The 18098-nt window shown below is 72.5% G+C and carries 19 protein-coding genes and 1 tRNA gene; 10 read left to right on the top strand and 10 right to left on the bottom strand.

Going from position 1 to position 18098, the window contains the following annotated elements; translation table 11 throughout:
- Positions 1-46: 46 nt before the first annotated feature.
- The gene (locus tag ACN6LM_RS10565) at positions 47-250 is read right to left on the bottom strand and encodes a cold-shock protein (protein WP_018552900.1); all 204 of its coding nucleotides are present in this window, start codon (positions 248-250) and stop codon (positions 47-49) included.
- A gap of 721 nt (positions 251-971) precedes the next feature.
- Here ACN6LM_RS10565 and ACN6LM_RS10560 point away from each other — a divergent pair.
- The 4 genes from ACN6LM_RS10560 (at position 972) to ACN6LM_RS10545 (ending at position 3693) form a co-directional block, all read left to right on the top strand.
- Positions 972-1802 carry a helix-turn-helix transcriptional regulator gene (locus tag ACN6LM_RS10560; RefSeq protein WP_164398410.1) on the top strand — a complete coding sequence of 277 codons (831 nt, stop codon included), beginning with the start codon at positions 972-974 and terminating at the stop codon, positions 1800-1802.
- A gap of 111 nt (positions 1803-1913) precedes the next feature.
- Positions 1914-2963, top strand: coding sequence for a PhlD (locus tag ACN6LM_RS10555; RefSeq protein WP_445065054.1), 1050 nt, complete (start codon positions 1914-1916; stop codon positions 2961-2963).
- Positions 2964-3062: 99 nt separating this feature from the next.
- Positions 3063-3135, top strand: a tRNA-Ser gene (locus ACN6LM_RS10550).
- 117 nt (positions 3136-3252) lie between these two features.
- On the top strand, positions 3253-3693 hold the full coding sequence (locus ACN6LM_RS10545) for a GNAT family N-acetyltransferase (RefSeq protein ID WP_445065053.1): 441 nt from the start codon (positions 3253-3255) through the stop codon (positions 3691-3693).
- A gap of 70 nt (positions 3694-3763) precedes the next feature.
- Here ACN6LM_RS10545 and ACN6LM_RS10540 read toward each other — a convergent pair whose 3' ends face one another.
- From ACN6LM_RS10540 to ACN6LM_RS10525, 4 genes are all read right to left on the bottom strand, one after another.
- The gene (locus ACN6LM_RS10540) at positions 3764-4906 is read right to left on the bottom strand and encodes a S1 family peptidase (protein WP_445065052.1); all 1143 of its coding nucleotides are present in this window, start codon (positions 4904-4906) and stop codon (positions 3764-3766) included.
- A 295-nt stretch (positions 4907-5201) separates the two neighbouring features.
- Positions 5202-6683 (bottom strand): carboxylesterase/lipase family protein, encoded by a 1482-nt coding sequence (locus ACN6LM_RS10535; protein ID WP_445065051.1) that lies wholly within the window; start codon positions 6681-6683, stop codon positions 5202-5204.
- Positions 6684-6794: 111 nt separating this feature from the next.
- Complete coding sequence (locus tag ACN6LM_RS10530; protein WP_445065050.1) at positions 6795-7064, bottom strand: hypothetical protein; 270 nt, start codon at positions 7062-7064, stop codon at positions 6795-6797.
- A gap of 35 nt (positions 7065-7099) precedes the next feature.
- Positions 7100-7561 carry a MarR family winged helix-turn-helix transcriptional regulator gene (locus ACN6LM_RS10525; protein WP_445065049.1) on the bottom strand — a complete coding sequence of 154 codons (462 nt, stop codon included), beginning with the start codon at positions 7559-7561 and terminating at the stop codon, positions 7100-7102.
- A 56-nt stretch (positions 7562-7617) separates the two neighbouring features.
- Between ACN6LM_RS10525 and ACN6LM_RS10520 the strand changes: the two genes are divergently transcribed.
- Positions 7618-8025, top strand: a complete 408-nt coding sequence (locus ACN6LM_RS10520; protein ID WP_445065048.1) for a VOC family protein — start codon at positions 7618-7620, stop codon at positions 8023-8025.
- A 16-nt stretch (positions 8026-8041) separates the two neighbouring features.
- On the opposite strand, the gene ACN6LM_RS10515 is transcribed toward ACN6LM_RS10520, so the two are convergent.
- A complete protein-coding gene (locus ACN6LM_RS10515; protein ID WP_445065047.1) occupies positions 8042-8593 on the bottom strand; it encodes a glycoside hydrolase family 25 protein in 552 nt (183 codons plus the stop codon).
- A gap of 147 nt (positions 8594-8740) precedes the next feature.
- The gene (locus ACN6LM_RS10510; RefSeq protein WP_445065046.1) at positions 8741-9613 is read right to left on the bottom strand and encodes an oxidoreductase; all 873 of its coding nucleotides are present in this window, start codon (positions 9611-9613) and stop codon (positions 8741-8743) included.
- A gap of 115 nt (positions 9614-9728) precedes the next feature.
- On the opposite strand from ACN6LM_RS10510, the gene ACN6LM_RS10505 reads away from it, so the two are divergent.
- Positions 9729-10613 carry a LysR family transcriptional regulator gene (locus ACN6LM_RS10505; protein WP_445065045.1) on the top strand — a complete coding sequence of 295 codons (885 nt, stop codon included), beginning with the start codon at positions 9729-9731 and terminating at the stop codon, positions 10611-10613.
- Between the two features lie 4 nt (positions 10614-10617).
- Here the strand turns inward: ACN6LM_RS10505 and ACN6LM_RS10500 are convergent, their stop codons facing one another.
- A complete protein-coding gene (locus tag ACN6LM_RS10500) occupies positions 10618-11973 on the bottom strand; it encodes a radical SAM protein (RefSeq protein ID WP_445065044.1) in 1356 nt (451 codons plus the stop codon).
- 220 nt (positions 11974-12193) lie between these two features.
- Between ACN6LM_RS10500 and ACN6LM_RS10495 the strand changes: the two genes are divergently transcribed.
- The gene (locus tag ACN6LM_RS10495) at positions 12194-12700 is read left to right on the top strand and encodes an SRPBCC family protein (RefSeq protein ID WP_445065042.1); all 507 of its coding nucleotides are present in this window, start codon (positions 12194-12196) and stop codon (positions 12698-12700) included.
- A 4-nt stretch (positions 12701-12704) separates the two neighbouring features.
- On the opposite strand, the gene ACN6LM_RS10490 is transcribed toward ACN6LM_RS10495, so the two are convergent.
- Entirely contained in the window at positions 12705-13559 is an 855-nt protein-coding gene (locus ACN6LM_RS10490; RefSeq protein ID WP_445065041.1) for a pentapeptide repeat-containing protein, read from the bottom strand.
- A gap of 135 nt (positions 13560-13694) precedes the next feature.
- Between ACN6LM_RS10490 and ACN6LM_RS10485 the strand changes: the two genes are divergently transcribed.
- On the top strand, positions 13695-14180 hold the full coding sequence (locus tag ACN6LM_RS10485) for a hypothetical protein (protein WP_445065059.1): 486 nt from the start codon (positions 13695-13697) through the stop codon (positions 14178-14180).
- A gap of 89 nt (positions 14181-14269) precedes the next feature.
- Positions 14270-14497 (top strand): hypothetical protein, encoded by a 228-nt coding sequence (locus ACN6LM_RS10480; RefSeq protein WP_445065040.1) that lies wholly within the window; start codon positions 14270-14272, stop codon positions 14495-14497.
- A gap of 27 nt (positions 14498-14524) precedes the next feature.
- Here ACN6LM_RS10480 and ACN6LM_RS10475 read toward each other — a convergent pair whose 3' ends face one another.
- A complete protein-coding gene (locus ACN6LM_RS10475; RefSeq protein WP_445065039.1) occupies positions 14525-15595 on the bottom strand; it encodes an enoyl-CoA hydratase/isomerase family protein in 1071 nt (356 codons plus the stop codon).
- Positions 15596-15784: 189 nt separating this feature from the next.
- Between ACN6LM_RS10475 and ACN6LM_RS10470 the strand changes: the two genes are divergently transcribed.
- Positions 15785-17950, top strand: coding sequence for a SpoIIE family protein phosphatase (locus ACN6LM_RS10470; RefSeq protein WP_445065038.1), 2166 nt, complete (start codon positions 15785-15787; stop codon positions 17948-17950).
- The last annotated feature ends 148 nt before the right edge of the window (positions 17951-18098 follow it).

The raw sequence follows: 18098 nt of genomic DNA, 5'->3' as shown, positions 1-18098 counted from the left end.
CCCCGGGGAGCGTGCTCCCCGGGGGCCGGACGGTGGTACCGCGGCGTCAGGCGGCCGTGATGTTCTCCGCCTGCGGGCCCTTCTGGCCCTGCGTGATGTCGAAGGTCACCGCCTGGCCCTCCTGGAGCTCACGGAAGCCGGTGGCGTTGATGTTCGAGTAGTGAGCGAAGACGTCCGGCCCGCCGCCGTCCTGCTGGATGAAGCCGAAACCCTTTTCGGCGTTGAACCACTTGACGGTTCCGCTGGCCATGCCGGTGCCTCTCAGTCGATATCGGGAGCCGCACCACGCGGTCCCAGTGGTGTCCTGGCCCGCCCCCTGCACAGCAAGGCGCCCGCGCCGGAGCACGGGCGGTTTCGGCGAACCACGACTTCCGGCAGTGACGCTACATGGCGAAGCCCCTCTCCACCAGAGAGCAACGACTTCGCGTCGCACCGGATGCCGGGGAAAGCCGCTGATGGGGCCGTATACACCCGGCGCCGGTGGTTGTTGAGACGTCCGCGGCGGCGTCACCGTACCGGAGCACCGCGGGGGGACCGTCCGGCTCCGGATGGAGCAGTGCCCGCCGGGATGAAAATGGTGCGGCCGGCAGGGGGGCTGCCGACCGCACCGAGTACCGCCCCGCCTCGGCCCGGGAGACCGAGGTGGGTGACGGAAAGAGCCAGATCAGCGGACCGTGCCGGACAGTCCGCCCCATCAGGGGCGAAATACGGTCTGCTGGTCAAGCCCTTCCCGCCACCGTTCTGAACGGGCGCGGAATTCCGGCTGCGAACATTGCCAGGAGAGGACAGCAGGAAGACCGCACGTCAGGCGCGGGCCCACCGCCCCGAAGAGCCGCGGTCCACTGCCTCACGCGGTCCAGCATGGAAGGTAAACAGACTGTTTTCTACGTCCAGTTTTTAGCGCTAAGCCACGTCGCGCCAATTAGGCTCACGCCCGCGCAACCGGGCCCATACGCGGGGGATTTGATCGCATGACCAACACCGACAAGACGGCACTGCGGACACTGCTCAGAGTCCGACGTGCACTGATCGACCCCACCGGACACGGTTTCCACCGTTCGTCCCGCCAGGGGCGCCGCGCTCCCGGGCTGTCCCAGCACCAGGTCGACCAGTTGCTGCACCGCACGCCCGGCACCTACCGCCGGCTGGAGTCCGGCGCCTGGCCGAGGCCGGACACCGGCTTCCTCCGTGATGTCGCGATGCTCTTCGCCCTCAACGAGCAGGAGTGGGTGTCACTGTGCCGGTACGCCGGGATAGGCGACCCACCGGGTCCGCTCACCGCCCGCTCGGGCAAGGAGGTGCCGGGGGTGTGGCAGGAGGCCATCGACGGGATGACGCACCCCGCGTACATCACCGACGCCTCCTGGGAGCTCATCGCGCACAACGACGGGTTCGCGCGGCTGTTCCCCGCCGGGGGCGTGCCCACGAACACCATGCGGTGGATGCTCCTCGAACCGCAGGGCCGCGAGATGCTCATCGACTGGGACACCGCCTGGGCCCCGCTGGTCGTGCCGCAGCTGCGCGCCGCGCTCGCCAGCCGGCCCGACGACGAGGTGCTCCGCCGGCTGGAGAAGGACGTGCTGGCCGACCCGGAGTGTGCGCCGATCTGGGAGTCGGGCGGCGCGCACATCCATCCCGACGGCGACGAACGGCCCATCCGCCACGCTGTCGACGGTCCGGGGTGGGTGACGATGTGCGCGGCGCAGCCCATGGCGGCCCCCGGCGCGCGCATGATCGTTCTGGTCTTCCACGCGGGCGCCCGGCGGGCGCATACTCGCGTTCCGGTCCTGCGCGCGCCGTGAACACTTCCCTCCGGCGTTCCGCGGTGTTGTGATCAGGGCGGCACGGCCGTTTGTGGCTTAGGTTGTGCCCACCCCCACATCGCCGCCGCACCGTGCCCGCCGGAGGATGTCGTGCCTGCCTACATAGCCCGCCCCACCACCGTGTTCCCCGCCCACAAAGTGACCACCGGGGAGATCGCGGACGATATCCGCGCCCACCATCCGGACCACCCGCGGCTCGCCGCGATCCTCCGCATCGTGGCCAACACCGGGGTGCGCACCAGGTACTTCACCCGGCCGCTGGCGGCGCCGACGGTGTCGGGGGACGCCGGTGTCGCGGCCCGGGGGGCGGCGGCGTTCGCCGACGCGCTGGAGATGGCGGAGCAGGCGGCACGAGGGGTGCTCCTGGCGTACGGGCTGGAGCCGGGTGATGTGGACGCCGTCATCACGACGCATTCGACCGGCTGGTCCGTCCCGAACATGGACATCCACCTCATCGACCGCCTGGGTCTGCGGCCGGACGTCCGCCGGATCGCCCTGACGACGCTGGCCTGCGCGGGCGGCACCCAGGCGCTGATCCGGGCCGTCGACCTGGTGGCCGCGAGACCGGGGGCGACCGTTCTGGTGGTCGCCGCCGAGGTCATCTCCGCCGTGTACAACCACCAAGACGACGCCGTCGAGCACATGATCTACAAGGTCCTGTTCGGGGACAGCGCTGCGGCCACTCTCGTCACCGATGCCCCCCTGGGCCCCGGTTTCCGCGTGGGATCCCCGGCCGACACCTACGAGCACGTCCTGCCGGACAGCCTCACCCGGTACGCCGGCCGCGTCGATCCGGCCGGGTTCCACTTCGACAGCACGAAGGAGGCGCTGAGCGCGGCGGACGACGTGCTGCCCGGTCTGCTGGACTGGCTCGGCCGGTCCTCCGTGGACTTCGGGGTCATCCACCCCGGCAGCGCGCGCATCATCAGCGACACCGCGACGGCGCTCGGCCTCGACGCCCACGACACCCGGCACTCGACCGCCACCCTCGCCGACGAGGGCAACCTCGGCGGTGTCTCCGTGCTCCGCATCCTCGAACGCACCCACGCCGAACCGCCGTCGGCCGGCGCCGACGGGATCACCGTCGCGTACGGACCGGGCTTCGCCACGGCCGCGCTGCGCGGGACCTGGACCGCCTGAGCGGCCGGGGCGGGGGCCGGGAGGCAAGGTGTGCGGGCAGCGCGGGATGTGACAGGGCCTGAGTCCCGGGGCCGCGCGGCAGGTAGGCTGACCGCGGGGTGGGCCGTAGCGCAGAGGTCGTCGCGCCTCCACGACATGTAGGAGCACGCCGGTTCGAATCCGGTCGGCCCGCCCTGTCCTGCCTGGTCACGCATCCGGCTGCGGGAGCCTCCGGTAGCCGATGCCGTCCTGGGTGCGGCCGCGCGGGCGCGGGTTGACACATGGCCCCGCGACCGGTTCCCTGACCGCCATGACCGATCTTCGTATCGAATCCGTGATCGGCGACGCCTCGCTCCTGGACTGGCAGTTGGTCCACAACGCCATCGTTCCGACGGCCGCCCTGTCGTTCACGGAGGTGACGGAACGCGCGGGGCGCAACCGGCTGTACGTCGCGTACGCGGGAGACGCCTTGGTGGGGTGTTCCACCGTGCGGCCGCCGAGTGCGGACAACCCGGCGGGGACCGTGATCGCCCGCATCCTGCTTGAGCACCGGGGCCAGGGGTTCGGCGGGCAACTGTACGCGCACGCGCTGGAGCTGGCCCGGGGACTCGGCGCCGAGGTCATCGAGACGTGTGTCCTGGCGTCCAACCCCGAGGGTCTGCGGTTCGCCTTGCGGAACGGTTTCGTGGAGACCGAGCGGTACGTCCTGCCGGGCGATACGGTGCCGTTCATCGACCTCCGGCTCGCCTGACGGCCGGATACGCACGCGTACCGGGGCCCGCCGTCCCGCTCGGCCGGGCCCCGGGTTCCGCGTACCGCGGTCAGGCGGTGTGGAGCGTCAGCCCGTACCGGTTCAGGATCTCGTTGATGGGCTGGTGCCAGGTCTCGCCGCCGGAGCTGCAGTTGCCCCAGCCACCCGAGGTGACACCCTGCGCCTGGTCGCCGCTGATGAAGGAGCCGCCGGAGTCACCGCCCTCCGCGCAGACGCTGGTCTTGGTCATCTGGTAGACCGCGCCCTGGGCGTAGTTGACCGTGTCGTTGGTGGCGAGCACATTGCCGCAGTGCCAGTGCGAGGTGGAGCCGGAGCGGCAGATCGAGGCGCCGATCGGGGCCACGTTGGAGCCCCGGACCAGTTGGTCGGAGACGGTGCCCCAGCCGAGGACGACGGGAACCGTCCACCAGCCGCTGCCCACGCTGACCCACGCGTAGTCGTCGCCGGGGAACGACGAGCCCTGGAAGTTGCCTATGAAGGAGCCGTCCCAGCCGCTGACCCCGGCCCCCGCCCGGCCGCAGTGGCCTGCCGTGACGAAGCCGCCGTAGACGGAGAAGCCGATGGAGCACCGTACGTTGCCCGTGTAGTACGGGTCGCCGCCCACGGTCCCGGCCGAGAAGGTGCGCGGTGCTTCGGCGGTCTGCTCGACGGTGACCGGCCCGGCCGCCCTCGCCTTCCGCACGAATGCCCGGACATCGTTGTCAGAGCGCTGCGAGGCGACGACGTCCACCACGACCGAGTTGGTGCGGGGGTCGACGTGCCAGCTGCTGACACCCTGCGGGGCGTCCAGCTTGTCCAGCTTCGCCTTGACCGAGTCGAGGCGCTTCTCCGTGTGGGTCACCATCCGCACGGCGGCACCCGTGGCCCGAACGGCGTCCGCCTGCGCGGCGTCGGTGACGGCGACGGTGAGACCACCGGTCGCGGGGTCGAACCAGGAGCCGCCGTACGCCGGACCCGCGGCGTGGCGCGCCTTGGGCTGGAGCGCGGTGGCGGTCTTCTCCTGGGAGATCCGCACCTTTGCCTGGCTTGCCGTCAGGCCGAGGTCGCGCTGCATGGCGGTGAGCAGGCCGTCGGATGCGGGGGCGGGGGCGGGCGTGTCGGCGGCGGAGGCCGAGGGGAAGCCCGCGCCCGCCCAGGCTCCGAGGAGGAGTACGGCGGAGAGTGCGGTCCTCAAGGCTGTGGAGCGTCTCAAGGTCTTGGCCCTTCTGTTGTTCCGGCTCAGTGGGGGAGGAACAGCAGGCGTCCGGGGCGCCCTCCGTGAGAGCGCTCTCAGAGTGTGCCGTTCCGGACTGTAGCGGAGAAGTCGTTAGCAGGTCCATGCCAATGACAGAGCTGACCGTACGGGCTGCCCGCTGGGTAGCCGCACTCATCCCCCGCACGCATCCCGGCCCTACCGTCACATCAGATGAAGCAGCAGGCCCGCCCGTCGGGGTGGCCGGGAGCCGCTGCGACCGCCCCCGATGCGCCCCGCCGCGGCCGGCGCCGCGTCAGGAGCGGGCGGGCCGGTAGGTGTACGTGTCCCACAGCGCCCGGACCGCGTCGCTGTCCCGCCAGTGTCCGGAAGCCGCCGCACGGTCCGGCGTCCCCCACACCCTGACGTGTCCGGTGCCGGGCTCCCAGCCCGGGTCGCCGGTGGCGGCGAACCCGGCCCAGGCCGAGGTCATCCGGTCCGCGAGGGCCCGGTCCTCGGGCGTTGGCGCGGCGCCGCCGATGAGGAACCGGGTGCGCTCGTCGTCCACGTTGCCGAAGGCGAAGAGCACGTCGGCGCAGTGCCAGGCGCGCACTCCGCCGCCCCTGCGGTCGAACCGGGAGAGGTGTGCGCGGCCGCCCGCCGCCGCGTGGGCCTCGGCGAGCCGGGTGCTGTACTCGCCGAACATCAGGTCCCCGTACACGGCGAGGTGGACGTCGTGGGGCCCGGCGCCCGGCATGAGCGCACGGTATCCGTCGACGAGCCCGGGCGGCAGGCCGAAGTCGGCGGCGAAGCGGTGCAGCCGCTCGTCCGTGGGGACCGGGACGCTGCTGCCGACGGCGTCCATCAGCCAGTACTCCTCGGTCGTGTGGCAGACGAGCAGGCCGACGTCCCGGGCGGCCCCGGAGGCGAGGAGGGCCATCGGGTCGTCGCGCAGGAGGTGCCCGTCGGCGGCCGGGCCGTAGATGACCGGGTCCCAGTGCAGCTGCCCGGAGCCGGCGTCCTCACGGTGGTCCCCGACGACTCTCTCCGAAGCTGCGAGCAGCTCGTGCGGGGCGGCTTCGGTCGCGGGTCTCCCCGCAGCGGCGGCCACGCGCGCGGCGACCTGCTCGGCGAGCTCCGGGGCGAAGACGGGGCCGACCGCGCTGTGCGCGATCACCCGCCGGAAGAGCCCCTGGGCGCGGTCCATCACCATCAGGCAGACCGCGGACGTCGCTCCGGCCGACTGTCCGGCCAGGGTGACGTCGTCCGGGGCTCCCCCGAACGCGGCGATGTTGTCGCGGACCCATTCGAGCGCGGCAATCTGGTCGAGCAGGCCCCGGTTGGGCGGGCAGCCGTCGTCCGGGACATGACCGAAACCCTCGAAGCCGACGCGGTAGTTCAGGGTGACGACGACGAGGCCGGTGCCGGCCAGCACCGTACCGTCGAAGTCCGGTTGCGCGCTCGATCCGAAGGTGTAGGCGCCGCCGTGGATCCAGACCAGTACGGGCAGCGGGCCCGCTGCCCTGGCGGGCGTCCAGATGTTGAGGCTCAGGACGTCCTCGTCGCCGGGTGACCAGGTGGGGGCGCCGGGCAGCTCGGCGGACTGGGGCGCGACGGGCCCGAACCCCGTGCAGTCGCGGACACCGGGCCACGGGGCGCGCGGGCGGGGGGCCCGGAAGCGGTTGTCGCCGAACGGCGGCTCGGCGTAAGGGATTCCGAGGACGGCCACGACGTCGTTGTGCGGTATACGTCCGCGCACCCGACCGCTTGCCGTCTCGTACACACCACTGTTCGCCAACGCGTCCCGCCTGCCCCTCGATCACCGCCCCCTGGCCGGAAGCGATGATCAGGATGGCTCACTCCCCGCGTCGACGCGAGGGGAATTCGACGGAATTGATCACGCCATCGGTCAGCCGGCCTGTCCGATGGCGCTGCGGAGCATGGCCACGGTGGTCGCCGCCGCGGCCCGCTCCGCGTCGTCCTCCGTGGCCCGCACCCGTTCCTCCAGCAGCACGACCGCCGCCTGGAGTACGCCGACGCGCACCGGAACGGACCGCATGGCGGTCAGTACGGCCGCCGCCTGTTCGGCGGGTGTGGTCCGCGCGGCCTGCGGGATGAGGGTGGTGATGCCGCGCCCGAGCGCGCGGTCACGAGGCGGCTGGGCCGCGGGTGTGGTCACCGGGGAATTCTGCCGCACCCGGCACCCCGATCGGGTCAGCGACCTGGCCGTACCGGTCCGTTCTCCCGTGCCCCCTCATGGACGCGGAGCAACAGGGCGGCCAACTGGGCGCGTTCATGGTCTGCCAGGGGCGCGAGGACATCGTCCTGCACGGCCAGCGCCTCGGACTTGAGGCTTTCCAGCAGGGCCCGGCCGGCCGGTGTGAGGGTGACCGTGACGCGACGCCGGTCGGCGGTGTCACGGGCCCGCTCCACCAGTCCGGACGCACCGAGCCCGTCCACGATCTTCACGACGTCGCTCCGGTCGATCGTGAGCCGCGCGGCGAGTTCGCGCTGCGCATGAGGACCGAAGTCGGCCAGCGCGGCGAGCACCGCCATGTGCCAGAGCCTCAGGCCGCGTTCGGCCAGCCGGTCCGCGAGCCTGCCGCGCGCCGCCTTGCCGGTCTTGGACATGAGGTAGGTCGTGAGGCCCAGAAGACTGGGAGGGGTTTCGTTCATCAGGTATATCGTAGGGCCGACCCAATGATGGGTGTGCACCTACTGAAGGAGAATCCGTGGACGCGCTGCATCCCCGCCTGCTGGTCGACCGGTTCGCCGACTGCTTCCGCTTCTACGACGCCGTACTGCCGGAGCTGATCGGTGCCGTACGGGCCAGTGGCCACGCCTCGGGGCCGTACGCCCACTGGGACGTCGAGGGCCAGGGTGTGCTGGTGCTGTTCGACCGGAGCGCGATGGCGGCGGTGGCCGGTACGAAGCACCTGCCCGCCGAGCCGCCCCCCGTCCAGGACCGGTCGATGTTCGTCCTGCGTGTGGCCGACGTCGATGCGGGGCTGGCCCTCTGCCTCGGCCACGGCGCCGAATTGACCGCACCCGCGTGCGACCGCCCGGAGTGGGGGCCGGGGCTGCGTACCGCCCATGTACGTGATCCCGAGGGGCATCTCGTGGAGCTTCAGTCCTACTGACCGGTGTCCGCCGGCATCACTTCCGCGCCCAGTCGCGCATGGCGGAGCGGGAGGAGAAGTCGGCGACGTCCTTGTCGAGCGGCCGGTCGGTGTACTGGTGGATGCGCCAGGAGGCCTTGATGCGCGGCTTGCCCGCCTTCACGTAGTCGGCGATCCAGAGTCCGTCGCCGGCGTACGACGTGGTGTCGTGGTGCAGCCAGAAGTAGCGGTTGCAGTACAGCAGGACGCGATGGTGCGGCCGCAGGCGTTTGACCTCGCGGATGAATCGGTCCTTCTCGGCGTTGCTGGCGCGGGTGCCCTCGCCGTTCTGCTCCCAGTCGACGGCGAGCAGATCACCGGCCTTCTCGGGCGCCTTGCTCAGGAAGTACTCGGCCTGCGCCGCGATGTTTCCGGGCCACAGGAAGTGGTAGAAGCCGACGACGCATTCGGCGTCGCGGGCCTGTTTCGTCTGGTCGGTCAGGCGTGGATTGACGTACGAACGGCCCTCGGTGGCCTTGATGAGGACGAAGTCCACTCCGTCCGTGTCGAACGAGGACTGGTGGGCGCTGACATCGACACCGTGCAGCATGGGCGCCGCCTTTACAATCGGGGTGCTCTGTTCCGCTTACTTTCCCTGATCGCCCGCCTCCCACCCTCACCCGAGGCACGAATGCGCGTGTGTGCCGGGGCGCACGCTCCGGCACACACGCGCTGATGGGCACACGCCCGCCGGCCGTCAGGCGTCGAATCCGGTGGAACGGCCGACCTTCTCCCAGGCGAGCACTTCGGCGCGGGAGGCGTCGAGCGCGCCGAGTACGGCGTCCGTCGCGTCGTTGCCGAGCGGCAGCCGCAGCGGGGTGTCCTCGGCGTCCAGCGCGGTCAGGATGGCCGCGGCGGCCTTGGCGGGGTCGCCTTCCTGCTTGCCGTCGGAGTCGGGCAGGCCGCTGCGGACCGGGCCGACGGAGTCCGCGTAGGCGTCCAGCGGAGCGGACTGGCGCAAGGCGCCGCCGCCGGCGAATCCGGTGCGGAAGGAGCCGGGTTCGACGATGAGGACCTTGATGCCGTGCGGGGCCACCTCGGCGGCCAGCGCCTCGGACAGGCCCTCCAGGGCGAACTTCGTCGCCGAGTAGCCGCCGACTCCGGGGAAGGTGAACCGGCCGCCCATGCTGCTCATCTGGACCACGGCGCCCGAACCGTTGCGGCGCATGTGCGGCAGCACGGCCCGGACCAGGGCCGCGGGGCCGAAGAAGTGGAGGTCCATGAGATCGCGCAGCTCGCGGTCACTGGTCTCCTCCACCGCGCCGACGAGCCCCATGCCCGCGTTGTTCACCAGCACGTCGATCCGCCCGTACCAGAGCACGGTGTCGGCGACCACGTCGGCGATGCGGGCGGTGTCGGTGACGTCGAGCTGGACGGCGACCGCGCGGTCCGGGTGTGCGGCGACGAGGGCGTCGAGTGCCTCGGGGCGGCGGGCCGTGGCGACGACGGTGTCGCCTGCGGCGAGGGCGGCCTCGGCGATGGACCGGCCGAAGCCCGAGGAGGCGCCGGTGATCAGCCAGACGCGGCCACGGGCGTTGTCGCGGGCGGGGGTGGCGGGCGCGGTGTTCATGTCCAACTCCGTTTTTTCGTGGGCGTGTTGCGGTGATCCATTTATGTCACCCGCGCCCGGGAACGGTCCAAGACATGGATTCTCCGGAGCCATAAAGACGACTTATGATCACGCCATGGAACTGCGTCAGCTGCACTACCTCACGGTGATAGCCGAGGAGGAGAACCTGGGCCGGGCCGCCCGCAGGCTCTACGTCAGCCAGCCGGCGCTCTCGTACGCGCTCAGGAGTCTGGAGACGGAGTTCGGGGTGAAGCTCTTCGACCGCCACGCGGGCGGGGTCTCGGCCACCCCGGCGGGGCGCGATGTGATCGCCGAGGCGCTACTCACCGTGCGCCAGGCCGAGCGCGTCACCGCTGCGGCCGAGCGGCACACGCGGGGCGAGACGGGGGTGCTGCGGGTGGGCTTCGAGGCGAGCGGAGCGGGCGAACTGACCACCAGGGCGCGGGCGGAGTTCGCCCGCCTCCATCCCGGGGTGCGGGTGGCACCCAAGCGCTACGACTGGGGGCAGGAGGCCGACGCGCTGCGGGACGGCCTCGCGGACGTGGCGTTCGTCTGGCTGCCCAACGACCTCGCCGGGCTGACCCACGAACCGGTGCACACCGAGCCCCGCGTCGTCGGCCTGCCCACGGGGCACCCGCTGGCGTCCCGCTCCGGCGTCTCCATCCTGGAGGTCAAGGACGAACCCCTGCTCTGGACGCGGCGGGCTCCCCGGCAGTGGGTGGACTGGTGGGCCGTCAACCCGCGCCCCGACGGGTCGGCCCCGGTCTGGGGGCCGACCAACGACAACGTCGAGGAGATGCTGGAGCAGGTGGCGCAGGGGTCCGCGATCTGCTTCGCACCCGAGAGCATGGCCCGCTACTACGCGCGCCCCGACCTGTCCTGGGTTCCGCTCACCGACGTCGAGCCGCTGCGCGTGGTCCTGGCCTGGGCGGACGGCTCGGACACCCCGCTGGTACGGGGTTTCGCCCGCGTGGTGCGTGAGCTCGCCTCGGAGGCGTAACCGCTCAGTCCGCGTCGGGGGCGGCCGGCAGGCTGTCCATGAAGGAGCTGACGGAGAACACCGCGTTCCCCGCTCCGGGCGGGCCGTAGCCGGGAGGGGAGCTGAGCCCGAACTCCTCCATCGTCGCTCGGTACGACTCCAGGAGCCGGATGTGGTACTCCAGCGGCGCCCCGTCCGGGTTGGTCCTGCCGAGCGGGGTCGTCGGCTCCGGGCACCAGGTGGTGAAGCGCGGGGTGATGCCGTGCGACATGAAGAAGCGCAGGCCCTCGGTGGTCGAGTCGATGGCTTCCTTCACCGTGGTGAAACCGAACGGCTCGGCCATCTCCACACCGGCCACGAAGTTGGGAATGACGTTGCGGGCGCCGAAGACGTCGGCGGAGTCGAGGATGCGGCGGTGCCACTCGTCACGGCCGACGTAGCGCTCCTTGCCCGGGCAGTAGAGCTCGAACAGCCGCCGGTCCCACACCTCGTAGTTGGGGTGGTAGATCTGCACCCCGTAGTCGTGGAAGCGCTGGACGTCGGCCTTGGGCAGGGCCTGGGCGACGACCTTCCCGATCCAGCGGCCCGGGAAACGCTCCTCGATGGCCTTGGCGTACTGGCCGTAGAAGTCCGCCTCGTCCCGGCCCCCGATGTGCGAGGTGATGGCGCCGCCGGTGAGGGTGTACGCGGTGGAGGTCTTCGCCGTGTCGTACCGGTCGATGATCTCCAGCGCCTCCAGCACCTCCTCGACGGGCTTCACCCCGGTGTACGGGCGGCCCGCCGCCTTGTGCTGGCGCCAGTTGTGGTTGATGTCGCAGTACTGGCACTCCTCCTTCGCGCCGAAGTACTGGCAGACGCGGAAGACGGTGAGGTAGACGAGGTAGCCCCACTGGATCGTCGGGGCGACCTCCATCACGGACTTCCCGTTGGCCAGCGTGTGCCGGTAGTAGTCTGGCATCGGGGGCAGGCCGACGTCGGAGATGCGCCTGCCGTCGAGGTAGAGCCCGAGCATCCCGTCCGCGTCCGCCGCGACGCGGTACGGGGACGCGGGGTTGACGCGCACCGAGACGACGGTGCGCCGCAGCTCGTAGGGGCCGCCGGTGAGCACGATCTCCTCCGGCGGGCGGCGCAGGGCGGCCGCGCCCAGCTCGGGCAGGGTCCCGTGGTCGAAGGAGAAGATGAAGTACGACTTCGGCTTGACGTCACCGCCCTCGTTGTCGCTGAGCGCGGACTCGTCGAAGGCGACGCCGCCGCGCAGCAGGTCTTCCTTGATGACGGCCTCGCGCGGCACGTGCGGGAACTGCTCCATCAGCCGTTCGACGAGCCGGGTGCGGTCTGCGCTGCCGGGCTCGGTGCGGCTGGGATCGGTACGGCTGGGCATGTGCGGGCTCCTCGGTCGGTCGCCGGCGTGTTCCGGATGCGACGTCTGTGCAACGAACCACGGCCGTGGGGCGTTCTCGTCCCCGCTGCCGGATGCGTCACTCCCCGCTTCCTGATCCTATGTGACCGGTCAGTAAGGTGTGGGGGCGGGAGCCCGTCGGCCGTGCGGCCGGTCCGACGCCCGGTCGTGACCGCAGCCGGCCGCGGAACGGAAGTGCTCCATGCCCCGCACCATGTCCGTGTCGGACAGCATCGTCGTGCACACCGGACCGCTGGAGGTGTACGCCCGGCTGAGCGACCCCACGGCCATGGGCCGCTGGAGCCCGGAGAACCTCGGCGCACGGGTGCGGGGGGACCGCCGGGAGGCGTACGTCGGCATGGTCTTCGACGGCCGCAACAAGCGGGGCCCGGTCAGCTGGACGACGCGGTGCACGGTGACGGCGGCCGATCCGGGCAGGCGGTTCGCGTTCCGGGTCCACGCGATCGGTGCGCGGCGGCCGTTGCTGCGCGGGCCGATCGCCACGTGGGAGTACCGCTTCGAGGCGGTGGAGGGCGGCACCCGGGTCACGGAGACCTGGACGGACGACCGCCGCGCCTGGCCGGACGTCGTGGCCGGCGCCTTCGACCGGGTGGCCACCCGGGGGCACACCTTCGCCGTGTTCCAGCGCCGCAACATCCGCACCACGCTCGAACGCCTCAAGGCGGCGCTGGAATCCCCGGAAGGCTGACGGGTCACGCCGTCCAGTGCGCGGGGCGGCCGAGCGGCGACGGGAGCCGGGTGGTGCCGCTCCCCCGGGCCGCGTTCACCTGCGCCTGCGTCAGGAACAGCGCCCCGGTCAGGTCGGCGCCCGACAGGTCCGCGTCCCGGAAGTCCGCGCCGATGAGGTCCGCGAGGCGCAGGTCCGCGCCGGCGAGGTCCGCCGCGATGAGGTAGGCGCCGCGCAGATCGGCGCCCCGCAGGTCCGCCTTCCTGAGCCGGGCGCCCATGAGGTCGCCGCCCCGGTGGCTGCGCCGCTTGCGACCGGGGGCCGTGGCGCGCACTAGTTCGCTCACGCGTCCGAGGAGCACGGCGACCTCGCCCCGGTGGGCGGCCACGTCGAGCTCCACCAGGGCCGGGGCGTCGAGGCGGGTCAGGGCCTCGGTCGCTTCGAGCGTGCGCCGGATCTCGCCGCGCAGGGGGCGGGCGGGGGCGAGGGCGGCCGCCTCGGTCAGGTACCAGAGCAGCTCGTGGAGTTGCCGGACGACCGGGAAGACCTCGAACATCTGCTGCGCGGTCTCCGGTGCGGCGCGCCAGTCCCGGCCGCCGAAGATGTCCACGGACACCTTCTGACCGGCCCCGAAGCAGTCGTAGACGGTGCAGCCGGGGAAGCCCTCGGTGCGCAGCCGGGCGTGGACGCCGCAGCGGAAGTCGTCCCGGAGGTTCCGACAGGGTGTGCCCGCCGCCTTGTTGACGGCGAAGTCGGCGGAGCGCGTGAGCGTCAGCGCGACACAGCACAGGGCGAAGCAGTTGCCGCAGTCGGCGCGCAGAGTGTCACGGCCGTCTCCGTCCTGGCGGTCGGTGCCGGAGGGCCGGTCGGTGTCGGGCACAGGGATGGATCCTTCGGGGCGCGGTGTTCGTGAGCAGCACCGGAGCCTATCGGTTAGGTGTGCGGTCCGCCGTTGTCGGTGGGGCGGCGCACACTGGCGGGAGTGCGGTACGGCGATGGAACGGAGGCGACGCGGATGCGCGACGGGGCGGGGAGCGGGTTCGAACCGGCGACCGGGGACGGCCCGCCGGCCCCCGGGGAGGCCGAGGTGCGCGCCGCTTCGGTGCGGTCGGCGCTGGCCGGGCTGCTGCAGATCAGGCGGCTGGCGAACAGCGGCCCGGGCGACCCGGAGTCGGTGCCCGCGCCATGGGAACGGCACCGCCCGGTACGGGCCGTGGCCCTGGCCCTGGAGGCCGCGGGGCTCCCCGCCTCGGCCGTCGGCCCGTCAGGAGAGCGTACGGCGAAGGGTTACCGGGTGACGGCGGGGGCATCGCCGGACACCGTACGGGTGGAGTGGCTGGGGCCGGCCCGGAGCGGGGCGGCGTACGAGGAGGAGGGCGAGCTGACCAGGTGCGCCGCGGCGCTGCGGGAGTTGGGCTGGACCGCGCTGCTGTACCGGGGGCCGCGCGGTCGCCGGTTCCTGGAGGTCGAGCCGCCGACGGGTCGGCCGGACGGCCGATAGCCGCCGTGCCGTGCCGCTCGCCGGACGGCGTTGTCAGACCCATGGGGGATGCTGGTGGGATCCGACACCTCTGACCTGGAGATGCTGAGATGCACAAGGACGAACTCGCGGCGGCGCAGGCGTACGTCCGTTTACTGGAAGCCACCCGGGCGGCCCTCTCCGACCCGGACGACGCCCCGCTGTACCTGCCGTTGCTCACCTCGCCGATGGAGGAGGCGGACGGGGCGCTCCGGCGCGCCGGGTTCGCCGGCAACGAGACGCGGTTCTTCGAGCTGGTCGGTTCGCTCCGGCCGAGTCTGACGGGCAGCGGCCACTGACCTGAGGGGAGGGGCGGGCCCGATGCCTCAGCCTGCCCCGGGAAGTGGTGCGAGGCCGAGTTCGCGGTCGCCGAGGGGCGTGAAGTGGCGGGCCACGTCCTCGGCGGTGACCTGGGCGAGCTCGGAGGGTTTCCACTTGGGGTCGCGGTCCTTGTCCACGATCTGGGCGCGGACGCCCTCCACCAGGTCGGGGCCCGCGAAGGCGGCGGTCGAGACGCGGTACTCCTGGTCGAGGACCGCTTCGAGCCCGCCGAGGCGGCGCGCCCGGCGCACGGCTTCGAGCGTCACCTTGAGCGAGGTGGGCGCCTTGGCCAGGATGGTCGCCGCGGCCTGTTCGGCGGCCGGATCCCCGTGGCCGGCGAGGCGGTCGACGATCTCCTCGACCGTGTCCGCCGCGTAGCAGGAGTCGATCCAGGCCCGGTGGGCGGCGAGCCCGCCGCCGGGTGCGGGGCGGGCGTGGTCCTCGACGGCCGTAATGACGGCCTCGGGGGTCGTGCACCGGGCCAGGGCGGCGACGAGGGCGGCGAGCCCGTCGGCGGGCACGAAGTGGTCGGCGAGTCCGCAGAGCAGCGCGTCGGCCGCGCCGACGGGCTCCCCGGTGAGCGCGAGGTGCGTGCCGAGTTCCCCGGGTGCGGCTCCCAGCAGGTAGGTTCCGCCGACGTCCGGGACGAACCCGATCCCGGTCTCCGGCATGGCGATGCGTGAGCGCTCCGTGACGATCCGGACGGAGCCATGGGCGGAGACTCCGACTCCGCCGCCCATCACGATGCCGTCCATGAGAGCGACGTACGGCTTGGGGAAGCGGGCGATCCGTGCGTTGAGCCGGTACTCGTCCCGCCAGAAGTCCAGCGAGGCGCTCCCCCCGGCCAGGGCGTCGTCGCGGACGGCACGGATGTCGCCGCCCGCGCACAGGCCGCGCTCCCCCGCGCCGGTGAGCAGCACGGCGACGACGGCCTCGTCGCTCTCGGCCGCGTCGAGGGCGCCGGCCATGAGCCGCACCATGGCGTGGTTGAGCGCGTTCAGGGCGCGGGGCCGGTTGAGCGTGAGGTGGCGGACGCGTCCTTCGGTGTGCAGCAGGACGGGGTCCTCGTGGTTCATGCGTGCGCTCCGCTCAGCCCGGGTGCCGTGCCGTCCGCCGGTCGGGGGACGATCTTCCGCTGCCATTGTGCGCGGGCCCCGGAGGGAGGGGCGGTGCGGGGTGGTTTCCGCTGTGGCAGGCGCGCCGGACCGGCCGGACAATTGAGGCACGCCGTACGGCGGACCCGCCGGACGATCCCCGGAGCTGGAATGACCGATGAGAACCGGCCACCGGTCGTCCCCGGACCGGACGGCCGGCCGGAGGGCAGGACGCCGGCCGGCGAGACCGGGACGGCGGAGCGGCTCGCCCTGAACCGGACGGGCAGTTTCGAGTGGGACCTCGAAACCTGGACTCTGGACGTGGACGAGGCCGGTCTGCTGGTCCTCGGTCTGGACCCGGACGCGTTCGACGCGCGCCCGGAGTCCCTGGCGGAGCTGCTGGACCCCGAGGAGCGTGCTCGCGTGGGCATGGCGACGGACGAGGCGCTGAAGGGCGAGGGCAGCTCGTACAGCGTCCACTTCCGGATTCCGCTCGCCGACGGCCGGGACCAGTGGACGCACGTCCAGGGGCGCATCCTGCGCGGTGGGCACGGGAAGGCGCGCCGGGTGATCGGTCTGGTGCGGGACGCGACGGCCGAGGTCACCCATTCGGACTTCGTGCTGGAGCTGGAAAGACGCCGGCGCCGCCATACCGACATCGTTGAACGTACAACGAGCGCCTTGTCGCGTGCGGTGACGGTGGACGATGTGACCGCCGCCCTGACCGGCCCCGGGGGGCTTGCGCGGCTGGGTGCGGACGGACTGGCGCTCGGGCTGCTGGACAACGCGGCGCTCGACGTCATCGCGCTGAGCGGTGAGTCCCTGGAGGTCCTGGAAGACCTGAGTCCGGGCCGCCTCGACCCGACGTTTCCGCTGGCCGACACCGTGCTCAGCGGGCGCCCCCGCTTCGTCGGCTCGCTGGCGGCGCTGACGCGGCGCTATCCGGTGCTGGAGCCGTACGTGGGCCGGCTGAGGTTCCAGGCGGCGGCCTATCTGCCGCTCGTCGCCCAGGCGAGGACGCTCGGCGGTCTGGCCCTCTTCTACCGGCAACGCACCGCCTTCACCGCCGATGAGCGCAATCTCTGCCGGGGGCTCGCCGCCATCGTCGCCCAGTCCCTCCAGCGGGCCAAGCTGTTCGACGAGGAACGCGAGTTCGCGACCGGGCTGCAGGCCGCGATGCTGCCGCGCCGCATCCATGACATCGAGGGCGGCGAGATCGCGGTCCGGTACCACGCGGCGTGGAGCGGCCGCCAGGTCGGCGGTGACTGGTACGACGTGATCGCCCTGCCCAAGGGGCGGTTCGGGATCGTGGTGGGTGACGTCCAGGGGCACGACACGCACGCGGCGGCGATCATGGGACAGCTGCGGATCGCGTTGCGCGCGTACGCCGCCGAGGGGCATCCGCCCTCGACGGTGCTGGCCCGCGCCTCGCGGTTCCTCGCCGAGCTGGACACGGACCGGTTCGCGACGTGCGCCTACGCCCAGGTCGATCTGGGGAGCGGGACCGTCCGTGTCGTGCGCGCCGGCCATTTCGGGCCGCTGATCCGGCACATGGACGGCCGGGTCGGCAGCCCTCGGGTGCGCGGCGGCCTCCCGTTGGGCATCTCGACCGACTTCGGCGACGAGGAGTACCCGGAGACCCGGCTAGACCTGGTGCCGGGCGAGACGCTGGTGCTGTACACGGACGGGCTGGTGGAGGAGCCGGGCGCCGACATCGACGCGGGAGTGCGCACCCTCATCACCGAGGTCAGCGCGGGCCCGGCGGGCGCCGAGGCGCTGGCCGACCATCTGTCGGACCGGCTGTGGGAGCGGTGGGGTTCCGGTGACGACGTCGCCCTGCTGGTGCTGCGCCGCAGCCCGGACCCGGGGTCGCCCCGGGCACCGAGGCTGCACCAGTACATCCACCAGGCGGACCCGGAGGGCCTGTCCGAGGCCCGGACCATCGTGCGCCAGGCCCTGACCGACTGGGACATGGCGGAACTGGCCGACGACGCCGAGCTGGTGACCGGGGAGCTGCTGGTGAACGTGCTGCTCCACACGGAGGGCGGGGCCGTCCTGACCCTGGAGGTGCTGCCCGAGCCGGTTCGCCGGGTGCGGCTCTCCGTGCAGGACCGCTCCAGCGCCTGGCCTCGCCGCCGGTCACCGGGCGAGACCGCGACATCGGGCCGGGGGCTGCTGCTGCTCGACGCCGTCTCCACGCGCTGGGGCATCGAGCCGCGGGGCGAGGGCAAGGCGGTCTGGTGCGAGATCGGACCGGGGGCACCGCCCACCACGCCACCCGTGCACCGGCACGCCGCCGGACCGCCCGGGGTGCGAGGTGGCGGCACTCAACGGTGAGGGGCGCACCGCCACGTCGCGCGTGACGGTACGCCCCCCTGCCGGGGGGGGGGGGGGGGGGGGGGGGGGGGGGGGGGGGGGGGGGGGGGGGGGGGGGGGGGGGGGGGGGGGGGGGGGGGGGGGGGGAGGGGGGGGGGGGGGAGGGGGG

The organism is Streptomyces sp. SAS_281 (assembly GCF_052542855.1).
The sequence above is the reverse complement of the archived record's forward strand: the minus strand, read 5'-3'. Positions and strand labels throughout refer to the sequence as shown.

Excerpts from the sequence above, each read along its gene's own strand:
- ACN6LM_RS10475 (WP_445065039.1), bottom strand. The coding sequence starts at position 15,595 with ATGAACCACGAGGACCCCGTCCTGCTGCACACCGAAGGACGCGTCCGC.
- ACN6LM_RS10485 (WP_445065059.1), top strand. The coding sequence starts at position 13,695 with ATGCGCGACGGGGCGGGGAGCGGGTTCGAACCGGCGACCGGGGACGGC.
- ACN6LM_RS10480 (WP_445065040.1), top strand. The coding sequence starts at position 14,270 with ATGCACAAGGACGAACTCGCGGCGGCGCAGGCGTACGTCCGTTTACTG.
- ACN6LM_RS10505 (WP_445065045.1), top strand. The coding sequence starts at position 9,729 with ATGGAACTGCGTCAGCTGCACTACCTCACGGTGATAGCCGAGGAGGAG.
- ACN6LM_RS10565 (WP_018552900.1), bottom strand. The coding sequence starts at position 250 with ATGGCCAGCGGAACCGTCAAGTGGTTCAACGCCGAAAAGGGTTTCGGC.
- ACN6LM_RS10470 (WP_445065038.1), top strand. The coding sequence starts at position 15,785 with ATGACCGATGAGAACCGGCCACCGGTCGTCCCCGGACCGGACGGCCGG.
- ACN6LM_RS10560 (WP_164398410.1), top strand. The coding sequence starts at position 972 with ATGACCAACACCGACAAGACGGCACTGCGGACACTGCTCAGAGTCCGA.
- ACN6LM_RS10495 (WP_445065042.1), top strand. The coding sequence starts at position 12,194 with ATGCCCCGCACCATGTCCGTGTCGGACAGCATCGTCGTGCACACCGGA.
- ACN6LM_RS10515 (WP_445065047.1), bottom strand. The coding sequence starts at position 8,593 with ATGCTGCACGGTGTCGATGTCAGCGCCCACCAGTCCTCGTTCGACACG.
- ACN6LM_RS10500 (WP_445065044.1), bottom strand. The coding sequence starts at position 11,973 with ATGCCCAGCCGTACCGATCCCAGCCGCACCGAGCCCGGCAGCGCAGAC.
- ACN6LM_RS10525 (WP_445065049.1), bottom strand. The coding sequence starts at position 7,561 with ATGAACGAAACCCCTCCCAGTCTTCTGGGCCTCACGACCTACCTCATG.
- ACN6LM_RS10545 (WP_445065053.1), top strand. The coding sequence starts at position 3,253 with ATGACCGATCTTCGTATCGAATCCGTGATCGGCGACGCCTCGCTCCTG.
- ACN6LM_RS10510 (WP_445065046.1), bottom strand. The coding sequence starts at position 9,613 with ATGAACACCGCGCCCGCCACCCCCGCCCGCGACAACGCCCGTGGCCGC.